Origin of the sequence: Streptomyces sp. NPDC101227, assembly GCF_044767545.1 — a bacterium.
Lineage (GTDB): Bacteria > Actinomycetota > Actinomycetes > Streptomycetales > Streptomycetaceae > Streptomyces.
In genome coordinates, this window is sequence record NZ_JBIWOD010000031.1 from 45,429 (window position 1) to 63,021 (window position 17,593).

Annotated in this window: 9 protein-coding genes and 1 pseudogene; 9 read left to right on the forward strand and 1 reads right to left on the reverse strand. The window is 67.5% G+C overall.

Features of this window, described 5'->3' with window-relative positions:
• The first annotated feature begins 307 nt into the window (after positions 1-307).
• The 4 genes from ACIRPT_RS39490 to ACIRPT_RS39505 all read left to right on the forward strand — a co-directional run bounded on the left by ACIRPT_RS39490 (position 308) and on the right by ACIRPT_RS39505 (position 9,165).
• A complete protein-coding gene (locus ACIRPT_RS39490; protein ID WP_403836499.1) occupies positions 308-1,480 on the forward strand; it encodes a helix-turn-helix domain-containing protein in 1,173 nt (390 codons plus the stop codon).
• A gap of 61 nt (positions 1,481-1,541) precedes the next feature.
• Entirely contained in the window at positions 1,542-2,792 is a 1,251-nt protein-coding gene (locus tag ACIRPT_RS39495) for a hypothetical protein (RefSeq protein WP_403836521.1), read from the forward strand.
• Positions 2,789-6,088 (forward strand): hypothetical protein, encoded by a 3,300-nt coding sequence (locus ACIRPT_RS39500; protein WP_403836501.1) that lies wholly within the window; start codon positions 2,789-2,791, stop codon positions 6,086-6,088. Before ACIRPT_RS39495 ends, ACIRPT_RS39500 begins: the two co-directional genes overlap by 4 nt.
• A 92-nt stretch (positions 6,089-6,180) precedes the next feature.
• Positions 6,181-9,165, forward strand: coding sequence for an RNaseH domain-containing protein (locus tag ACIRPT_RS39505; protein ID WP_403836503.1), 2,985 nt, complete (start codon positions 6,181-6,183; stop codon positions 9,163-9,165).
• Between the two features lie 365 nt (positions 9,166-9,530).
• Here ACIRPT_RS39505 and ACIRPT_RS39510 read toward each other — a convergent pair whose 3' ends face one another.
• Positions 9,531-9,653: a hypothetical protein gene (locus ACIRPT_RS39510; RefSeq protein ID WP_403836505.1), complete on the reverse strand. Its 123-nt coding sequence runs from the start codon at positions 9,651-9,653 to the stop codon at positions 9,531-9,533.
• 204 nt (positions 9,654-9,857) lie between these two features.
• Between ACIRPT_RS39510 and ACIRPT_RS39515 the strand changes: the two genes are divergently transcribed.
• The 5 genes and pseudogenes from ACIRPT_RS39515 to ACIRPT_RS39535 all read left to right on the forward strand — a co-directional run.
• A complete protein-coding gene (locus ACIRPT_RS39515) occupies positions 9,858-10,136 on the forward strand; it encodes a hypothetical protein (RefSeq protein ID WP_381065768.1) in 279 nt (92 codons plus the stop codon).
• 162 nt (positions 10,137-10,298) lie between these two features.
• A complete protein-coding gene (gene eccD, locus ACIRPT_RS39520; protein WP_403836507.1) occupies positions 10,299-11,654 on the forward strand; it encodes a type VII secretion integral membrane protein EccD in 1,356 nt (451 codons plus the stop codon).
• 59 nt (positions 11,655-11,713) lie between these two features.
• Positions 11,714-12,955 carry a MinD/ParA family protein gene (locus tag ACIRPT_RS39525; RefSeq protein WP_403836509.1) on the forward strand — a complete coding sequence of 414 codons (1,242 nt, stop codon included), beginning with the start codon at positions 11,714-11,716 and terminating at the stop codon, positions 12,953-12,955.
• Between the two features lie 36 nt (positions 12,956-12,991).
• Positions 12,992-16,966 (forward strand): type VII secretion protein EccCa, encoded by a 3,975-nt coding sequence (gene eccCa, locus ACIRPT_RS39530; RefSeq protein WP_403836511.1) that lies wholly within the window; start codon positions 12,992-12,994, stop codon positions 16,964-16,966.
• 142 nt (positions 16,967-17,108) lie between these two features.
• A pseudogene (locus tag ACIRPT_RS39535) lies at positions 17,109-17,593 on the forward strand (hypothetical protein); the annotation flags it as partial.

A 17,593-nucleotide genomic window follows, 5' to 3' on the forward strand; every position in this document is an offset into this window, starting at 1 on the left:
CGTCTCATCGCCTCCGACCTGTGGCCCCCCAGCGTGCTCCAGCACGTGGCCGACCCGATCCCGCCACCGGTCCACTCCGGGGCCCTCGCCCTGCTGCTCGTCCGCAACCCCGCCCAGCGGCCGGACATCACCCTCCTCGACCGGCACGGTCCCAGGCACTGGGCAGCAGATGTCCGTAGCGATCTTGACTCGGCTCACGGTCGCCCTGTCATGAACAGTTGCGGTGAACTGTTCACTGCGTTTTGCTTCTGGTATGGCACAGTCCCTCCGTCCTCAGGCCCTACAACGCCAGCGACAGTTCGGAGACATGAGCGTGGAAAAGCTTGCCGAGGCCGTAGGGGTTACGCCGCGTGCTGTAAGGCACTGGGAGGCAGGCACACGGGACGTTGGCGACCGGGCTTTCGGGCGGCTGCTGAAGGTGCTGCGGTGCAGTGCGCAGGATCTGACAGGACGCGATCCAGGGACCGAGAGCCTGGCCGACTTGCGCCGTGACGCGGGCATGAGCACGGAAGAGGCCGCCTCAGCCCTGCGACGCAAGCGGGGCGCCCGCGACCTGCACATTAGCGCGGAGAAGATCCGTGATCTGGAATGCGGAAGACGTGTGCGTGGCTGGGCATGGGGCGCTCCTGAGACCTTGGGGCGGGTGGCGCGTATGCTCGCCCAAGTCTATCGGGTTCCCGAACGAGTGGTGATGGATGCCTGGCGCCGTAGCCGACCAGAAGACCCTCTCCCAGTGCTTCCCGCCCGACGTGCACGTCAGCCGTCCGGGGAGGCAATTGCTGTCTGGAGTGCTCTCAATGACAGGCAGCGTTCCTATCTAACGTGCATCTTCCAGCAGGACCAGGAAGTCGAGGAAGAACACAGGCACGCCCGCCCTGTGGGGGCAGAGCAACGACCGGCGGCCGAATGGCGACGTTTGACGTTAGCGCTCTCCGCCTCGTCTGGTGTAGTCGGTTACACCCGCATTCAAGAGCGGCTGCGCGGAGCTGGAGTGCATGACCCCGGGGCCGGGTCTTCGGTGGCCGCTTTGGAGCGGCGTGGCTTGATCGTTGTGTACCGGGACCGGGTGTATGTCGACGGGCTCGGAGATACGCCCCGTACCCGGGTGGAGATGACCCGGCTCGGCCGAGCGGTGGCCCGTGCGGCTCTCGGTGTTCTCCGCGACGCAGGACCACCCGCAACGCTGCTGTCGTTGTGGCTATGGAAGATCGTGGTCCGTGTCGCGCTCGCCGGGACTCGGGGAGTGGACGGCAGTCTCGCCGGACGTGGGCCGCATTACCTGGCGGTGGGGCAAAGCCCTGACGGGCGCACCCCGAGCCGGGGCTTCATCGTGTTGCGGCACCCCGACGGGGTGACTCATGGACCGTACCGGTGGTTCCTCACTGACTCCGGGCAGCGTCACATCACCGACCACCTCGACGCTTATCACAACCTGTATCCCAGTGTCGACAGCGAGGGCCTCGACGAGATCTCTGGCTGAACTCCCTGTGCAGGTTGCTCGGGAGGCATTGTCAGTGGCCTGCCGTAGGCTCCGGCGCGTGATGCAAGCTGACGACACAACGGACATTCAGCAGACTCACGCGCTGCTGGAAATCGTCAAGGCATTCGCCGTGTGCGAGCACGCGATGGCCAGCAAGGAATTGGACGGGCCGAGACGCCTGGACCGCCTCATGGAGGCCCACGGCATCCTGATGGCGGCATGCGGCCCGGGGCACCTGATCCTGTTCGACGAACTGATGGGCAGGCTCACTGGCGACCGGGCTGGTTCCTTGGAAGGGCTGCTGCCCGACTGGATCGACAGCGAGGCTCTCGCCGGCGTGCGGCTCATGGACAGCGAGGGCGTCGCCACCGAGGACGGGTTCGACTTCCGGCACGAAGCCCAGCGCGTCCTGCGGGCCGCGCAGAAGGTCGGCAAGTTCACCGGGCAGGTGACGAAACCGAAGCTGGATGACGAGTACAGCCAGGAAGCCGTCTTCAGCGCGATCAAGGGCTCCTTCTACGAGAGGCACCGCACCACGCTGGTGGAGAGCCCGACGGTGCCGGCGAGCGGTCTCGCGGAGCTCAAGCTGCCGTCCCGGGCGAACGACTTCTACAAGCCGATCGCCCAGTACGCGCAGTTCAACGGCTGGTGGTGGCCTTGCCCTGCCTGCAAGTGGCCGATGAAGGTGACGGCTGCCCGCACGGGCGCGCGTACAAGGGGCAGGGTGCGGTGCCTGTACCCCTGGCACGAGGAGACGGGCGCGTCGTACGAGTTCGTCGTGACCGCCCGGAAGAAGACGGCCCCCGACCTGAGTCCGACGTTCGAATGCCGGGTTCCATCCGATCGTTTCGCGCGCCTGTGGACCGGGGCCGTACCGCACGTGCCGCAGGCCAAGCTGGCGGCTGAGTACATGGCGCTGGTACGGCCGGTGTGGCGCTACACCGTCATCCCCGGCCTGCCTGAACTGGCTCTGCACCGGGCCACCGCGGCGGCCCTGGAAGGAACGGCCTGGACATCACATCTGTGGCCCAATGGGGACCAGTGTGACCTGTGGATCACGCGCGAGGGCAGTGAACAGCCTTGGTTTCCTGCTGATTTCAAGGACTACACCTGGCCGAACCATCTGGTCAGCAAGCTCCATATGGACGGCGGCGATAAGGGCGGTGCGGAGTATCTGGTGGTGCCCGACCACCGCCAGGAACAGGTGGCCCAGCTCGATGCGGTGTGCCGCACGTACAGGATGAAGGCGGCGATGACCGCGACGGACTACCTGGAGATGGTCATCGCGCAGATGAAGGAGGGCCGGGCGTGAGCGGGGAGATGACGGGGAAGGAAGCCGGTCTGGCGGGTGCACTCGTTCTGGCCGCGCACTACTTTCCCCGGAAGGACGATGAGGGCCGCATCCTGGCCGGCTTCGAAGAGGCCACGTTTTTCGCTCACCGCAAGCCGCACGCATGGTCGGAATGGGCGAGCTTGCCAGTGGCCGAGCGCAACCTGATCCGTCAGGTGATGACTTTGATGGCTCCAGAATTGACGGATGCGAAGAAGCTCAGGGCCGCGGTACTCGCGCTGCTGGGCACCCTGGCCCCCGATCCCGACCTCGCGGACAGGTCGGGAGGTTCACTGCGGCTGCCGGTCGGGGACCCACACCTGGCCAAGGCGGTGATCCCCAGGGTGGGAGGGGACTTTCTCGGCTACGTGCAACGCGTCACCGGCCCGTTCTTCACCTTCGGCAAGCGCCCCAAGGCGCAGGCGTTCGCGGGCCCGGGAACCTTCAAGACGAGAACGGCCTACCTGGGCCAGGAGCACGGCACGACCAGCAGGGAGATCCATATCCAGGCGACTCCCGGCTTCTTTGAAGCGCCCGGCCACGAGGTGCTGCCGCAGGTGCACACCCGCCCGCAGCGCGACCGGGTCGCGCCCAAGGTGAAGCAACTCCTGGACGTCGCCAAGATTCTCAGCGGGCAGGACAAGAGCGTCGCCTACCTGCACAAGGTGCTCAAGCGCTTCTTCATGGCAATGAAGACCACCGACGGCGAGCTGACCGAACTCGACCTGACAGCCGGAGACCTGCAGGTCCTCAATGCCCCCACGGGAAGCGGCAAAACAGTACTCGTGCGGGTCATGGCGTCCTGGGCAGCGCTCAACGACCGGCGGATCGCCCTCGCCGTCACCGACGTCCGCGCCACCCTGGACATGGCCTGGGACATCAACAATGACCTGGCCTATCTGCACCGGACCAAACACCTCGCCGAGCCCGCTCACTGCGCCCCTCTGATGTCCCCGTCGAGCATGCACCGGCGGGCCATGGACTACGCCGCCCTTGGCGCATCCACCCAGATCGACGAATGGGACCAGCGCGCCAGGACCGACATCGGGCTCCTGTCGGCCGGCTGCGCGCAGCGGGCATTGATGGACCCGCCCGCCCTGTATCCGTACGGGGAGGAGAACTGCACCTCGCTGACCTCCGCAGCCACCGGCTCCACCCGGCTCACCTGCTCCTTTGCTCCGGTGTGCGGCAAGTTCCAGCAGTTCTACCGGGCCACCGACGCTGCCGTGATCGTCACCAATCATGCCAATCTGCTTGAAGGCCGCACGCGCATCGGCATCGTCCTGGACGGGCAGGAGTTCCGCGGCAAGGCTCGCGGCACCAGGGGCATGAGCGTGCTGGAGATGACGCTGCGAGCTTGCGATGCGCTGGTGATCGATGAGATCGATGCCTTTCAGACGGCCGCCATCAGCAGCTGCACCTCGGAGCTCACTCTGGCGTCCCGGAAACGGACGACCGCGCTGCGGGAGATCGACTCCGACGCCAGGAAGCTCCCCGTCGCCCATGAGATGGCCCTCGCAGCGCCGGTCAGCCACGCCCGGCTCATGGCCGAGATGCTGCTGCTGTGGCTCTGCTCAGGCAGCGGGCTCAAGCTGAACCCGGGCAACGAGGCCGACAGCCCCGACGGGGCCAGCCGCGACAACACCGGCTGGCGCCTGGCCCGCTCCAGGGACCGCGAAATCCTCCAGCTCCTGTTCCCCGACCAGACCGCGGCCGAGGATGTTCCGGCCGAGCTGTTCGCCTTCCTCGACCAGATCATGCCCGCCCGCTGGTACACGGCCGAACCGGATGAAGAGGCCGAGCTTCCCGAAGGAGCCGACTGGGAGGCCCTCCAAACGGCCCTGACGATCCTCACCGCACAGCGCGGCCAGGACCACCTCACCGACACCCGCGACGCAATGCGCACTCTCCTGCGCGAGCTCGTGCCCGATGCGCATCAGCAAGCTGCTGTGGTGAACCTGTTGGTCACCCGAACCGTTCTACGGGAACTCGACAGTGCGCTGGACGAGCTGCGCATGCAGGCCCAGACCCTGCGCTATCTCGACCTGGGATCGGTCCGCAAGATCCTCGAAACCATGCGCAGCCGCACAGTCGCCACCCTCTACCCCCTGGCCATGCTGGGCCGCTCCATCCACGGCTACCAGGTCAAGGGCCTGGACAAAAAGGAGCAGGAAGGGGAACTCCTGTCACGTTCCTTCGGCGGCGACCCCCACACCTTCGTCAGCGAACTCGGCGGCCTCACCGCCCTGCTGACGGCCGGCGTGCAGCGCCCAGTCATGGGCCTGTCCGCCACCGCCTACCTACCGCAGGCCGTACAGGAACACATCCACGCCCCGGTCCGCTGGTGGCTTCCCGACACCCGTCCGGAGTCCATCGTCACGCTCGCAACACCTGTGCGGGGCAGTAACGGGGATGCCATGAGGATCGGGGGCCTCCCGCCGGAGCTGAAACCCAACGCACTGCGCGATCTTGGCAGGGGCCTGTACGAGCAGCAGCTTGCCAAACGCCTGGCTCGCCTGGAGAAGAACGAACCGGAACGGGCCCGCGTCATCCTTGCCGTCAACTCCTACGAGCAAGCCGCCTACCTCGCCTCCGGGGTGGCACAGGCCGACGGGCTGAACCACCGGGTCTGCCTGCTGGTGAAGAAGCCGGAGAAACAGAACTACGAGGAGTACCTGCCCGCCCATGTGGACCGAATGGTCCGCGAAGAGCTCAAGGAATTCCCCGACCGCGGAGAGATCCTGATCGCTCCCCTCGCCGTCATCGGCCGGGGCCTGAACATCGTCGTCGGAACGCGCTCGGCGGTCCGCGACATCTATCTGTGCGTCCGGCCCGTCCTGAGCATCGAGGACACCGACTGGCTGCACGCCAGCGTCAACGCCGCCGGCTTCAACACCCTTCCCGCCGACGGCAGCGACGAGCCCCTGGCCGTCCTGCGCACAGCAAGCGAAGCCTCCTGGAAGCAACTCACCAAGATCCTGCGCTCCCCGGCCCGGTTCTCCAACATGGACCACGACCTGCGCAAGGAACTCGTGGCAGGCATGCTCGTCCTGCTCATCCAGCTCGCCGGCCGTGCCCGGCGGGGCGAGACCGACATGACCCTCCACATCGTGGACCACTCCATCCACGACAAGAAGTTCAGCTCCGACCTGGCCACGATCATCGAACAGATCTACCGCGACTGGACTCCGGAGCAGCGCGAGATCATGAATGAGCTCTACGGTCAAGCGCTTCAGGCATTCCTGACCTATGCGGGGCTCGACCGCGAGACGCTCTGAACTGCCCATGCCTGTCACCGCCTTGCCGTGGCGGAGACGGACCCGCATCCCTCTCCCAAACGGAGATACCGAGAGACGAGGTACCCCCGCTCATGGGGCGAAGCAGCACGCAGCGGGATCTCACCGCGCACACCACATCGATCCGATGCACCACCGAGCTCCTGGACGGCATGACCGCGCTGGTCTGGGACTTCGGCGACTACCACGCGCCGATCCGCAGGGCCTGGCGGGAATTGGGGAACACGGCCGCACAGAATGGAAAATGGATCAAGGGTGTCCAGGACGCCGACCCCTTCCTGGTCCCCTATTCCATCGCTGTCACCGTGCTCCAGCAGATCACCGACGGCTACGTCTACCTGGACAAGTACCTGGCCTTCATGGTGACGCTCAACCCCGTGGAGCCTGACACCCTCAGGACGGTCTTCACCTACTTGGAAGGCATCGTCCGACGGGTTCCTCTGGACGAGATCCCGTTCATGGACCAGCCCACCTTGGCCCGACTGGTCGCCGACGCCGCTCCTCAGCGCCACAGCCTTGCGAAGAACATCCTCCAAGAGGAAGACGGCAAGCCCGCCAGCCCGGACAGCTGGGCCTATGAGGCGGTGAAATGGCACATCGCCAAGAAGCTGGCCGCAAAGCCCTTCCTCGACCGGGAAGTCGAACCGGTCCGTGAGGCGTATGAGGCGGCGGACGGCCAGGTGAAGCACAGGACCGTCGGCTGGCAGCCCTCCGACAACGTCGCTTCCGTGCAGTACCGGCCCATCAGCAACGGTGACCTGATCGCCTGGGAACAGCCCATCGGTCCGATCTTCGCCAACCTCGCCCACCCGGTCGACCTCGGCGAAGCGGCCAAGGCCCGTCCCGAGATCCACATCCGCAGCCAAGCCCAGTACGCGCTGTCCCGCCTGTCGGTGAAGATGGCCACCTACACTGCCGAGCCGAACCCCGTCCTGAATCTTGACGCCCACATTCGACGCATCAACAACACGGTGATCCACGCCAGCACCGTCCTCGTGGACCAGGGAACGGACAGGCCGCTCATGTCTGTGTCCCTGGACGGGCGCGGTCTACGGCAGACGAACAAGCACGCGCTGGAAATCCTGGCGAAGATGGACGCCGACCGATCATCGCTCAACGCCATCGAGGAACGCGTCGCCGATGAGCGCAGCCGCCTGAACGCCAAGGACGAAAACGGCAAGAGGATCGACATCCTGACTCCTCCACCTGGTGCGATCAGGCCGACCATGCCCAAGACAGACTCCTTCGCTGTCGGTACCGGCGCCGGCATCTACCATCTCTCGCTGCTGCGGGAACACGTCCAGCGAGCCTTCGGCGACGCGGTCTCCCTGCTCGACCTGAAGTCGAAGGGGAATGTCTTCGGCAAGCGTTCCCACGAGCCCGCCACCGCCGCCCAGGAGAAAGAGAAGAAGCAGAAGAAGCAGGATGGCGAGTACGTCGATCTCATCGGCAAACCCTCCCCGGACGGTATCCGCAGTTCCATCGAAGCTGCCGGATACACGAAGCTCCGCATCCTGTGCCTGTGGTACCGCGACGCGACCCTCACACGGATGATCCACGGCCTCGCCCACCCCTACGGCCTCGACCCGGATCGCATCGATCCTGACCCCGGCGGAAAGGAGCCCTTCCCGCTCGCGGACGGCATCGAAGCTGTCTTCTGCAACGCCGAAGCCCTTTTGGAGCACGGCCCCGGCACTCAGCGCGCCACCGACGCCCAAAGGATCACCAGCACGTTCGCAGAACCCGGCGTTCTCCTCGCCGCCTGGTGCGAAACTGAGATCCCAGTGCGTGGCGAGGAACACGAGGGCATGAAGCCCGCTGAAGTGAAGACCGCCCTCGAGGAGAACGACGCCAAGCACCAAGTCGTACGGGAGCTCGCCAAGACCGCAGTGCCGTCCCAATTCCTCGTCGGCCGCGAGTACGACCCGTTCACCAAGACCTTCACCGTCGTCAAGAAGCCCGCGAAAGCCTTCGAAGACCACCGCGTCTACATGGGTCTACTCGACCTCTACCGTTCATGCGGCGTCGTGGACGACCGATTCGAACGTGCTCTCTACCCCGACGACGACGCCTACCCGCTGCCCCGCATGGCGTTCTGCGGCATCCACATCCGCAAGCAGGCCACGGACCGCAAGTACAAGGGGCAACCCAAAAGAATCATCTGCGCCAGTGCGATCATCCCCTCGCCTGAACCCGGCGGCCCATGGCGCATGATCGGCTGGAGCAACATCCACCCGCAGTGGGAGCACTATGCCCTCGCACAGAGTAACTTCCACGCAGCTAACTACCCTCTTCACATTGAAAACGGGGACGGCGAAATCCAGCGCTGGGCACAGGCCGGCCACGACGTCCGCACCGCCCTCCAAGACCTCCACGACGAACTCGACGGCCTGCCCTACGCGTTGATGATCGACGGTCACGCGAGCCGCCGTGTATGGCCCGGCCTCCACAACAACAAGCAAGGCCTCGGAAAAGATCCGGACGACCCCCGCCTCTGGCTTCCCGCAAGCGGGCTGCCCCCGTCCTGGAACCCGGCCAGCGTCATCCGCATGAACTGCGCGCAGGCGGAGATGCCCCGCTTGGTCGCCGTGACCGAGAAGCAGAAGAACGGCAAGACCATCACGGTCAAGACCTCCAGCGACCTGTACTTCCCGGAGGACCAGCCCGAAGGCCACCCGTGGTTCCTGTTCACCGAACCCCGCAACTACGGCAAGAAGCGCCACGGGCAGTGGAAGACCCGCTGGCGTGCCGACCCTGGAAAGGCATCGAAGAATGCCGACGAACGCAAGGAGAACGAACTCAACTCGCCGTGGTACAGCATGACGACGAGGGAAATCACCCCCATGCACACACGGGACGGCTACGACCGAGAGACTCTCGCGGTTGCCGCGGCTCGTCTCAGCCACCAGGCTCTGTCCTGGTCCGACCGAACCCGGTACCCCGCCCCTCTGCACGCCGCGCTCCAGATGGACCTCGGGCATCCCCAGTACCGCCGCTCCGCCCCAAAGGACGCAGAAAGCGTGGAAATCTTGAAGGAAGCCAGCGGTACCGACCTGTAGGCACAGGAACGCCACTCGGTAGCTCCGAGCCGGCCTCCGTGGCAGCCTCGCTTTCGAGGCTGCCACGGAGGGCGACAGTGAGTGCTCGGCACCGGGCCAACCCGACCTCGTAGTGTCAGCCGCAATCCGCGTGGAGTCCCGTTCCCCCGGTCACCGACAGGGAGGCCTCGCGGGCGCCGGACTGAGGCGCCGTTCAGCACGAGCCTGGCCCTCATGCCGCTGCGGAACGGCCTCGAGTCCGCTGCGCACGCCCGGTCCCTGGACCGGCTCACCGGCACGCCCGTCGTTTTGGGAATCGGCCCTGGCGCCGAGCAGCGCGACGAGTCCCGGCAACCGTCACAGATTGCCGGGCCTCCCTGCATTCGTCAGTCAACGAGGTATTGCTCTTCGGGCATCGCCACGCGCAGCTCGTCGGCGGCATCCCGCAACCGGCTCTCGATCTCCTGCTGGGTCACTGTCATCAGTCCGGTGGTGTCCTTGCTCGTCAAAGGGCCCGATCCAAAGGCCGTTGCCGTTCCTACCTAGCATCTAATATCGCCACGCAGTGATGGTGTCCGAGGAGCCGATTGCGCGGCGGCAGATGAGGAAGTGACGCGGGAGCGCCTCGGGGTGACAGACTGCGCGTGACCGTCGACGGCTGAGGGGCCAGACCGTGACTGAAGCGACGGACGACTGAGACGACGGACGGCGAAATGGCACGGGATTACGACAGTCAGCTGCTGGAGTCAGTGGCCGTACGTCGGCGCAGGATGCGCGATGCCTTGTTGTTCGGTGCGCAGCGGGGTCGGCGCACGGCGGACGAGCGGCTGGGGAAGGTCTTCGCGGGGATCGCGATCACGGCTGTCCTGTGCGCGGGGTGCGTGGGGTGGTCGTTCCTTCAGCACACGCTGGCCACGCAGAAGGCTGAGCAGGAGAAGCAGCAGCGTCAGATGCAGCAGTACGGGCAGCCGACAAGGTCGGCCAACCCCTAGAAATAGCCAACAGATCGTATCCGGACAGAGTTTGCGGCATTCCCGACGAATGCGCGAAGAGTTCCCGTGCCGGGAGAAGGATTCGCTGACGCAGAGCCAGAGTGGAAGCATGCCCCGTTTGGCCAGAGAGTTCGTCAACCCCGCGATGATAGGTTCCGGTAAGTGGTGAGCAGAGCAGCGAGTTCCCGGACGCAACTGAGCCGAGTGACATTGGTCGGCGAGCGACGCCGGGCCGATGTCGTCCTGCTCTCCGATACACCGATAGGGCAGCTGATTCCGGAAGTCCTGCCGTTGCTGGGCGATCGGCCCGGATCGCGGCCGGTAGCTCGGCAGTTGACTGCGTCCGACGGCTCTGTCCTGCCGTACGACAGCACGCTGGCGTCGGCCGGGGTAGCCGACGGCGCCGTGCTGCGGCTGGTGACGACGCATTCTGCGCCGCCGGCTCCCGTGGTGCACGACGTCACCGATCAGGTGGCTGACGACCTCGATCTGCGGTCTTGGCGCTGGCGTCCTGCTGCGCGCCGGGCCAGTGCGGGTGTGGCGACCGTCGCCTTCGCCGTGATCGCCGCGCTGCTCGCCCGCCGTGAGTTCCCGCTCGGCGCCCTGGTCGGTGCTCTGTCAGCTGTATCGCCTGTGCTCCTGGCTGCCGGTGCGCTCGTCGCCAAGATCGGACGGGGGAACCGGGGACTGGCGACCGCGCTCCTGCTCGCCGCCGGCGGGCTCGGTGTTCTCACGGCGTGGACGGCTGCCGATGCGTTCGGCTGGCCGGGCACCGCGCGACTCGCTGCCGTGGCGGGTGCGCTGGTCGTGACGCTTGTGTTCCTTGGATACTTCTCTCCGCTGGGCAAGGGCGGGCTCGTCGGTGCGGTGACCACTGCCGCGATCGCCGTTGCGTGGGAGGCGGTGGCCGCTGTTCAGGGTGATCCGGCCCGGCTCGGTGCCGTGATGGCTGTCTTCTCTTTGGTGGCTCTCGGTGTGCTGCCGCGGCTTGCGCTGATGGCATCGGGGCTTACGGCGCTCGATGACCGCCGCTCGGGCGGTGTCTCTGTCAGCCGTCACCAGGTGGGCACCGCGCTTGCGGCGACGCATCGCGGCCTTGCCCTCTCGACCATCGTCACTGCGATTTCGGCGGCCTCTGCCGGGTGGCTGCTGACGCTGGCCGAGAAGCCGACCGTATGGACCGTGGTGCTGGCCGCGCTCGTTGTCGTGGTGCTGGTGTCGAGGGCGCGAGCGTTCCCGCTGGTCGTTGAGGTTGTTGCGCTCTTGGCTGCTGCGTCGTGCCTGGTGGTACGCCTGGTGACGTGGTGGATGGAGCATGCGGAGGGTGTCGGGCCGCTGGCTGCGCTGTGTGCGGCCGCGGTGCTGCCGTTGGTCGTTTTGGCGGTGCAGGTGCCCGAGCATGTGCAGGTGCGGCTGCGACGGATGGGCGATCTGGTCGAGTCCATCGGCATGGTGGGGCTCTTCCCACTCGCCTTTGGTGTGTTCGGTGTGTATGGGCAATTGCTCAACCAGTTCTGACAGTTCTGAGTCGATGTGCCGGCGCTGGGGGCGGGGCAGCAGAGTGGGGGTGAACAGGCATGCCGAGCGGAGACGGCTGGCAGGGTGATGTGCTGCGCGACCTGAGGGGCGGCGCCGAGCAGGGTGCACAAGGCCCCGGGGGGCAGGCGTACCGCGCTTCCGCTCCAGGCCCTGCCCAGCCCGCGCAGGGCATCCAGGCGGCAAACGCCGCCCATGGCGGTGGTGCGCCACGGCAAGACGGCTACCCGTACGAGGGGCCGGAGCAGCGCGCGGGTCATCCGGTAAGCCGGCCGCAGCCGGCCCAGTACCAGGAACAACAGCAGAAGCAGCAGGCCCCGGCCGCGTACGCCCCTAGCCCCCAGCCCCAGAGCGGTCCCGGCTCACGGCCCGTGGTGGACGAGGACCTGGCCAGCACGCTAATCAGCAAGCCACGGCACGGCGAGCCTTTCGCAGCGCGTGCTGCGCGTGCCCTGCGGCGGACGCTGTCCTCGTCGGCCGCGCGCGAGGTCGCCGCGATCACCCGCACCGCTACGGTGCTGCAGCAGCCCGTAACAACCGGCCGGCAGATCGCCGTCACCTCCATCCGGGGCGGGTCCGGCAAGTCCACCGTTGCCGCGCTGCTCGGTACCACGTATGCGCATTACCGGCAGGATCCGGTCCTCTTCCTGGAGGCGGACCCGGCGCTCGGCTCGCTGCCACTGCGGCTCGGCGCCGAGGCGCTGCGCTGGACCACCAGCGATCTCGCGGACATCGTCAAGCCGGACATGTCCCTGCTCGACGTCACCGGCCATCTCGTCCAACTCCCCGACAACGCATGGCTGCTGCCCGCGAGCCAGGGGCAGATCGGCGTGAAGCTGGACAGCCGGGCGTACGAGCGGGCCGTGGTCGCGCTGCGCCGCTATTTCGGCGTGATGGTCATCGACTGCGAGACGCTGCCCGCCGAAGTCGGCCGGGTCGCGCTGGCCGCCGCCCATGGCCGCGTTCTGGCCACCCCTGCCACGCCGGAAGGCATCACCAGTACGTTCTCAGTGCTCCAGTGGATGCAGGGGCTGCCTCGACACGTGATCACCGGCACGGTCGTCGTGCTCACCGAACTGGTACCGCACTCGGGACTCGACCTCGACGGGGCGGCTCGGGATCTCAAGTCCACTGGAGTAAGCGTCCAGGTTCTTCCGTATGACCGGCACTTGGCAGCCGGTGGCCGAGTCCATACCGAGTTGCTGGCTCACCCGACCAGGGAAGCCACCACCCGCCTCGCCGCGGACGTCTTCCAGCTCTCCCTCTCCCAACAGCGTCACTGACCAGATACCGAGCCCGATCGTGAATGACGGACGCCGATGAGTACCCGACTGATACACCGCCCGGCCAGGGCCACCCGCCCCCCGGCCGCCTCCGAGGCGCGCATCATTGAGGCCCCGCCCAACCTCCCTGAGGGCAAGGCGGGCAATATCGCGATGTCGCTGCTGCCCGTCGCCGGCGTCATGTCGTCCGTGGTGATGATGACGGTGGTGCGCAACAGTCAGTTCGCCGGGCTCGGCGCGATCATCCTCGTCGTCACCGTCATCGGTTCCGTCGCGCTCGTCTTCTCACAGCGGGGCAAGGCCCAGCGCACCCGTCGCACCCAACGCGAGGCATATCTCGCCTACCTGGAGGATCTGCGCGAGGAGCTGGCCGCCGAGGAACGCGCACGGCGCGAGCGCGCCGATGTCCTGAACCCTCCCCCGGCCGCCCTCTACGACATCGTGCGCGATCCGGCTCGCCTGTGGGAGCGACGTCGCATTGACGGGGACTTCCTGCGCGTGCGTGTCGGCACCGGTGAAATGCCGGTGCGTGATTTGCAGATCGCTCAGCAAGGTTCGTCGGTGCTCACCCCGCCCGACCGCTTCATGCTCAATGAGGCATCGGCGCTCATGGCCCGCTTCCGCACCGGCACCGAACTGCCGCTGACCGTCCCGCTCGACCGTGTCGGCAATGTCAGCGTCATCGGGCCCCGCGAGGACTGCCTGCGAGTGGCGCGCGCCCTGCTCGTCCAGGCCGCCGCCATGCATGCTCCCGACGACGTGGCGATGGCGCTCGCCGTGCCCGGTGACCGGCTCGCCGACTGGGAGTGGGCCAAGTGGCTGCCGCATCTGCTCGACACCGAGCAGTACGACGGCCCCGTCGCCGCGCGCCGCATCGCCCCCTCGGCTCTCCAGCTCGCCCGGCAGCTCGGCCCGGAACTGCGCCGCCGCGCCTCCTACGCGGCCGAGGTGCGCCGCGGCCTGTCCGACAGAGACGCCCTGTCGATGACGTCCCGGCTACTGGTCGTCGCCGACGGGCATGGTGAGGACGCCGTCGACCTGCCGCGTCCCGACGAGGCGGTCGGCCTTCGTGAGATGGGCGTCACCGTCCTGCATCTGCTGGAGCAGCGGGTCCAGGAGCCGGGGCATGTCGGTGTCCGGATCACTGTCGACGGTGACCAGGTACTCATCGAGGACTTGCGCGCGCAGGAGCCGGTCAGCGCCCACGGCACCGTGGACGAGGTCAGCATCCCGTTCGCTGAGGGCCTGGCCCGGATGCTGGCGCCACTGCGCCTGTCCGCCGAGTCACTCGTCGACGCCCCCCTGTCCGGGCCTGTCGACTTCGCCGACCTGCTGGGCATCGACGACGTGGCGCACCTCGACCTCTCGCACCTGTGGGCGCCGCGCGGCGAACGTGCCTTCCTGCGCGTACCCATCGGCATCAACGACTCCCACGAGCCGGTACTCCTGGACCTGAAGGAGTCCTCCGAGCTCGGCATGGGCCCGCACGGCCTGTGCGTCGGCGCCACCGGCTCAGGGAAGTCGGAACTCCTGCGCACCATCGTCCTCGCCCTGACAGCCACCCACCCGCCGGAGGACCTCGCCCTGGTCCTGGTCGACTACAAGGGTGGTGCGACCTTCGCGCCGTTCGCGAACTTGCCGCACGTCGCCGGCGTCATCACCAACCTGGAGAATCAGGCCGGCCTCGTCGAACGCGTCCACGCCTCGCTGGCCGGTGAGGTCAAGCGCCGTCAGCAGGTCCTCAAGGACGCGGGCAACGTCGCCGACATCGGTGACTACGCCGCGCTGCGCGCCAGTCGTCGGCCCGACCTGGAGGCGCTCCCGCATCTGTTCGTCGTCATCGACGAATTCGGTGAACTGCTCACCGCCAAACCGGATTTCATCGACCTGTTCCTTTCCATCGGCCGCATCGGCCGCTCCATCGGCGTGCACCTGCTGCTGTCCAGCCAGCGCATCGAGGGCGGCCATCTCAAGGGCCTGGACACCTACCTCTCGTACCGGCTCGGCCTGCGTACCTTCTCCGCCGACGAATCCCGTACGGTTCTGGACACCGCCGACGCCTTCCACCTGCCGCCGCTGCCCGGATTCGGCTACCTCAAGGTCGACACCAGCCACTACGACCGCTTCAAAGCGAGCTACGTCTCGGGCGCCTACCGCGGACCCGTTCAGCGCCCGGAAGACGAGGACAGCGGACCCCTCGCCCTCCCCTACGACACCTTCAACACCCTTTCCACTGAGCAGGATGCGGACGCACAGGCACCTGCGGCGCGGCGCCGCGAGATGGGGCCGACCGAACTGGGCGTCATGGTCAAGCAATTGGCGAACGCCACTGGTACGGTGCGCCGCATCTGGCTGCCCCCACTACCCGAGGCGATCACGCTGGACGCGGTCGCCGGGCCGCTGGACGTCGGACCGCGCGGAATGCAGCTCTCTCGGCGCCGCGACCCGCTCGAGGTACCACTCGGCGTGCTCGACGATCCGGCTAAGCAGTGGCAGGGTCCGTGGTATCTGGACCTCACTGTGGCGGGCGGCCACGCAGCCGTCATCGGAGGCCCGCAGTCCGGCAAGACGACGCTCCTGCGCACTCTGGTCCTCTCGCTCGCGCTGACCCACACGCCGGAGGAGGTCGGTATCTACGGCCTCGACCTGGTCGGCGGCGGCCTGGCGGCACTTTCGGGCCTGCCGCACGTCGGGGGTGTCGCGGGTCGTGTCGACCGTGAGCGGGTGGCGCGCACCGTCGACGAGGTACGAACCATGCTCGCGGCCAGGGAGGCTCTCTTCCGCGAGCACGGCATCGACTCCGTCGAGCAGCTGCGCGACCTGCACGCGGCGGGCCGGCTGCCCCAGCTGGCCTCCGCCGAGATCGTGCTCGTCATCGACGGCTTCGGCGCGCTGCGCGATGACTTCGAGGAGCTGGACGACGGCATCGCCGACATCCTCAAACGCGGTGGTGGTTACGGCATCCACGTCGTCGCGGGCATGCTCCGCTGGAACGACGTACGCATCGCCGTTCAGTCGAACTTCGGCACCCGCGTCGAACTGCGGCTGAACGACCCCGGCGAGTCCAGCATCGACCACAAGCTCGCCGCGACCCTTTCTCCCGACGAGCCCGGCCGCGTCCTGACCAGCGGCAAACTCTTCGCGCAGGTTGCGCTTCCCCGTACGGACTCACTCGCCGACACCGCAGACCTGGGAGCGGTCCTGGAGCGGACGGCCCGGACGATCCGCGCCACCTGGAGCGGCGAGGTCGCCCAGCCGGTACGGGTGCTTCCGCACCTCCTGGAGGCCCACCTCCTGCCGGGCCCGGTCGCCGAACCCCAGCGGGTGCCCATCGGCCTGGACCAGACGGCTCTCGATCCGGTGCTGCTCGACCTGTTCCAGCATGACCAGCACCTGCTGATCATGGGCGACAGCGAATGCGGCAAGACCAATCTGCTGAAGACCATCGCGGGCGGTCTCATCGAGCGCTACAGCGAGGACGAGCTGGTCTTCGCCGTCATGGACCCCCGGCGCAGTCTGCGTGGCGCGATCCCCGAAGAGTTCAACGGGGGCTACGCGTACAACGCCAAGCTGTGTGCGGGCCTGGCCGCCGGTATCGCCACTGTCCTGGAGAAGCGGCTGCCCGATGACAGCGCGCGCCTTGAGGACCTCGAGCCCGGCAGCTGGGGCGGCGGCCCACGGATCGTCGTCCTCATCGACGACTACGACGTCCTGACCACCGCCGGCCAGGAACCACTGGAGCCGTTCCTGCCCTACATCCCCTCCGCGGCAGACATCGGCCTCCACTTCGTCCTGACCCGCCGCGTCGCAGGCGCCTCTCGCGGCATCTACGAACCCCTGGTGCAGGGCCTGCGCGAATCGGGATCCTCCGCACTCCTCATGGCCGGCGACCGCAGCGAGGGCCAGCTCTTCCCCAACGTCTACGCCACCCGGCAACCGGCCGGCCGCGGCGTCCTCATCCGCAGAGGCCGGCCCAACCGCCTGATCCAGACCGCGTACTCCCCCACGTGACACACCGGCGAGCTCTCCCCCGCACGCGAGCCACGAAGTGCGCCATGGCGCTGCCCGTCGCGGCGCGGGAAGCTCTTCCGCACGCCCGAGCCACGCCCCGTACGGCACCCATGCCACGAACGACGAAGGACCGGACGACCACATGACAAAGGACGTCATCGCCCTCACCCAGCGCATGCCCGACCCGTCGACCCTGCTCGCGGGCCTGCTCTCCGGAGGCCCCGACAACCTGGTGGACGCGGCGGGCGAGGGCGCCGTCGTGCGCCTGTGCGACGGTGAGGGCCGACCTCTCGTCTCCGTCGAGGCACCGCTGCTCGTGCAGGTCGCGGGCGAGGCCGAGCGGCTGCTCGGAGCCACCCCGCCGCCGCTTCCGTACTGGTGGACCGAAGCCCGCGCCACCACAGGCGTCGAAGACGCCGAGCGGCTCGCCGGCACCTTCGCCGCCCGGCTGGCCGCTCTGGCCGACGGCTCCGCCTGGCCACCCGAGGCCGCGCAGTCCCTGGCCGTGGTGCAGACCGACGGTGTGAGCGTTGCGCCGACGCCCGCCGCCGCGCAGCCCGCCGTCGACGTCCTCACCGACAAGGTCGCCGTCGTCATCGCGGACCGCCCGGTGGTCGCCATGACGGC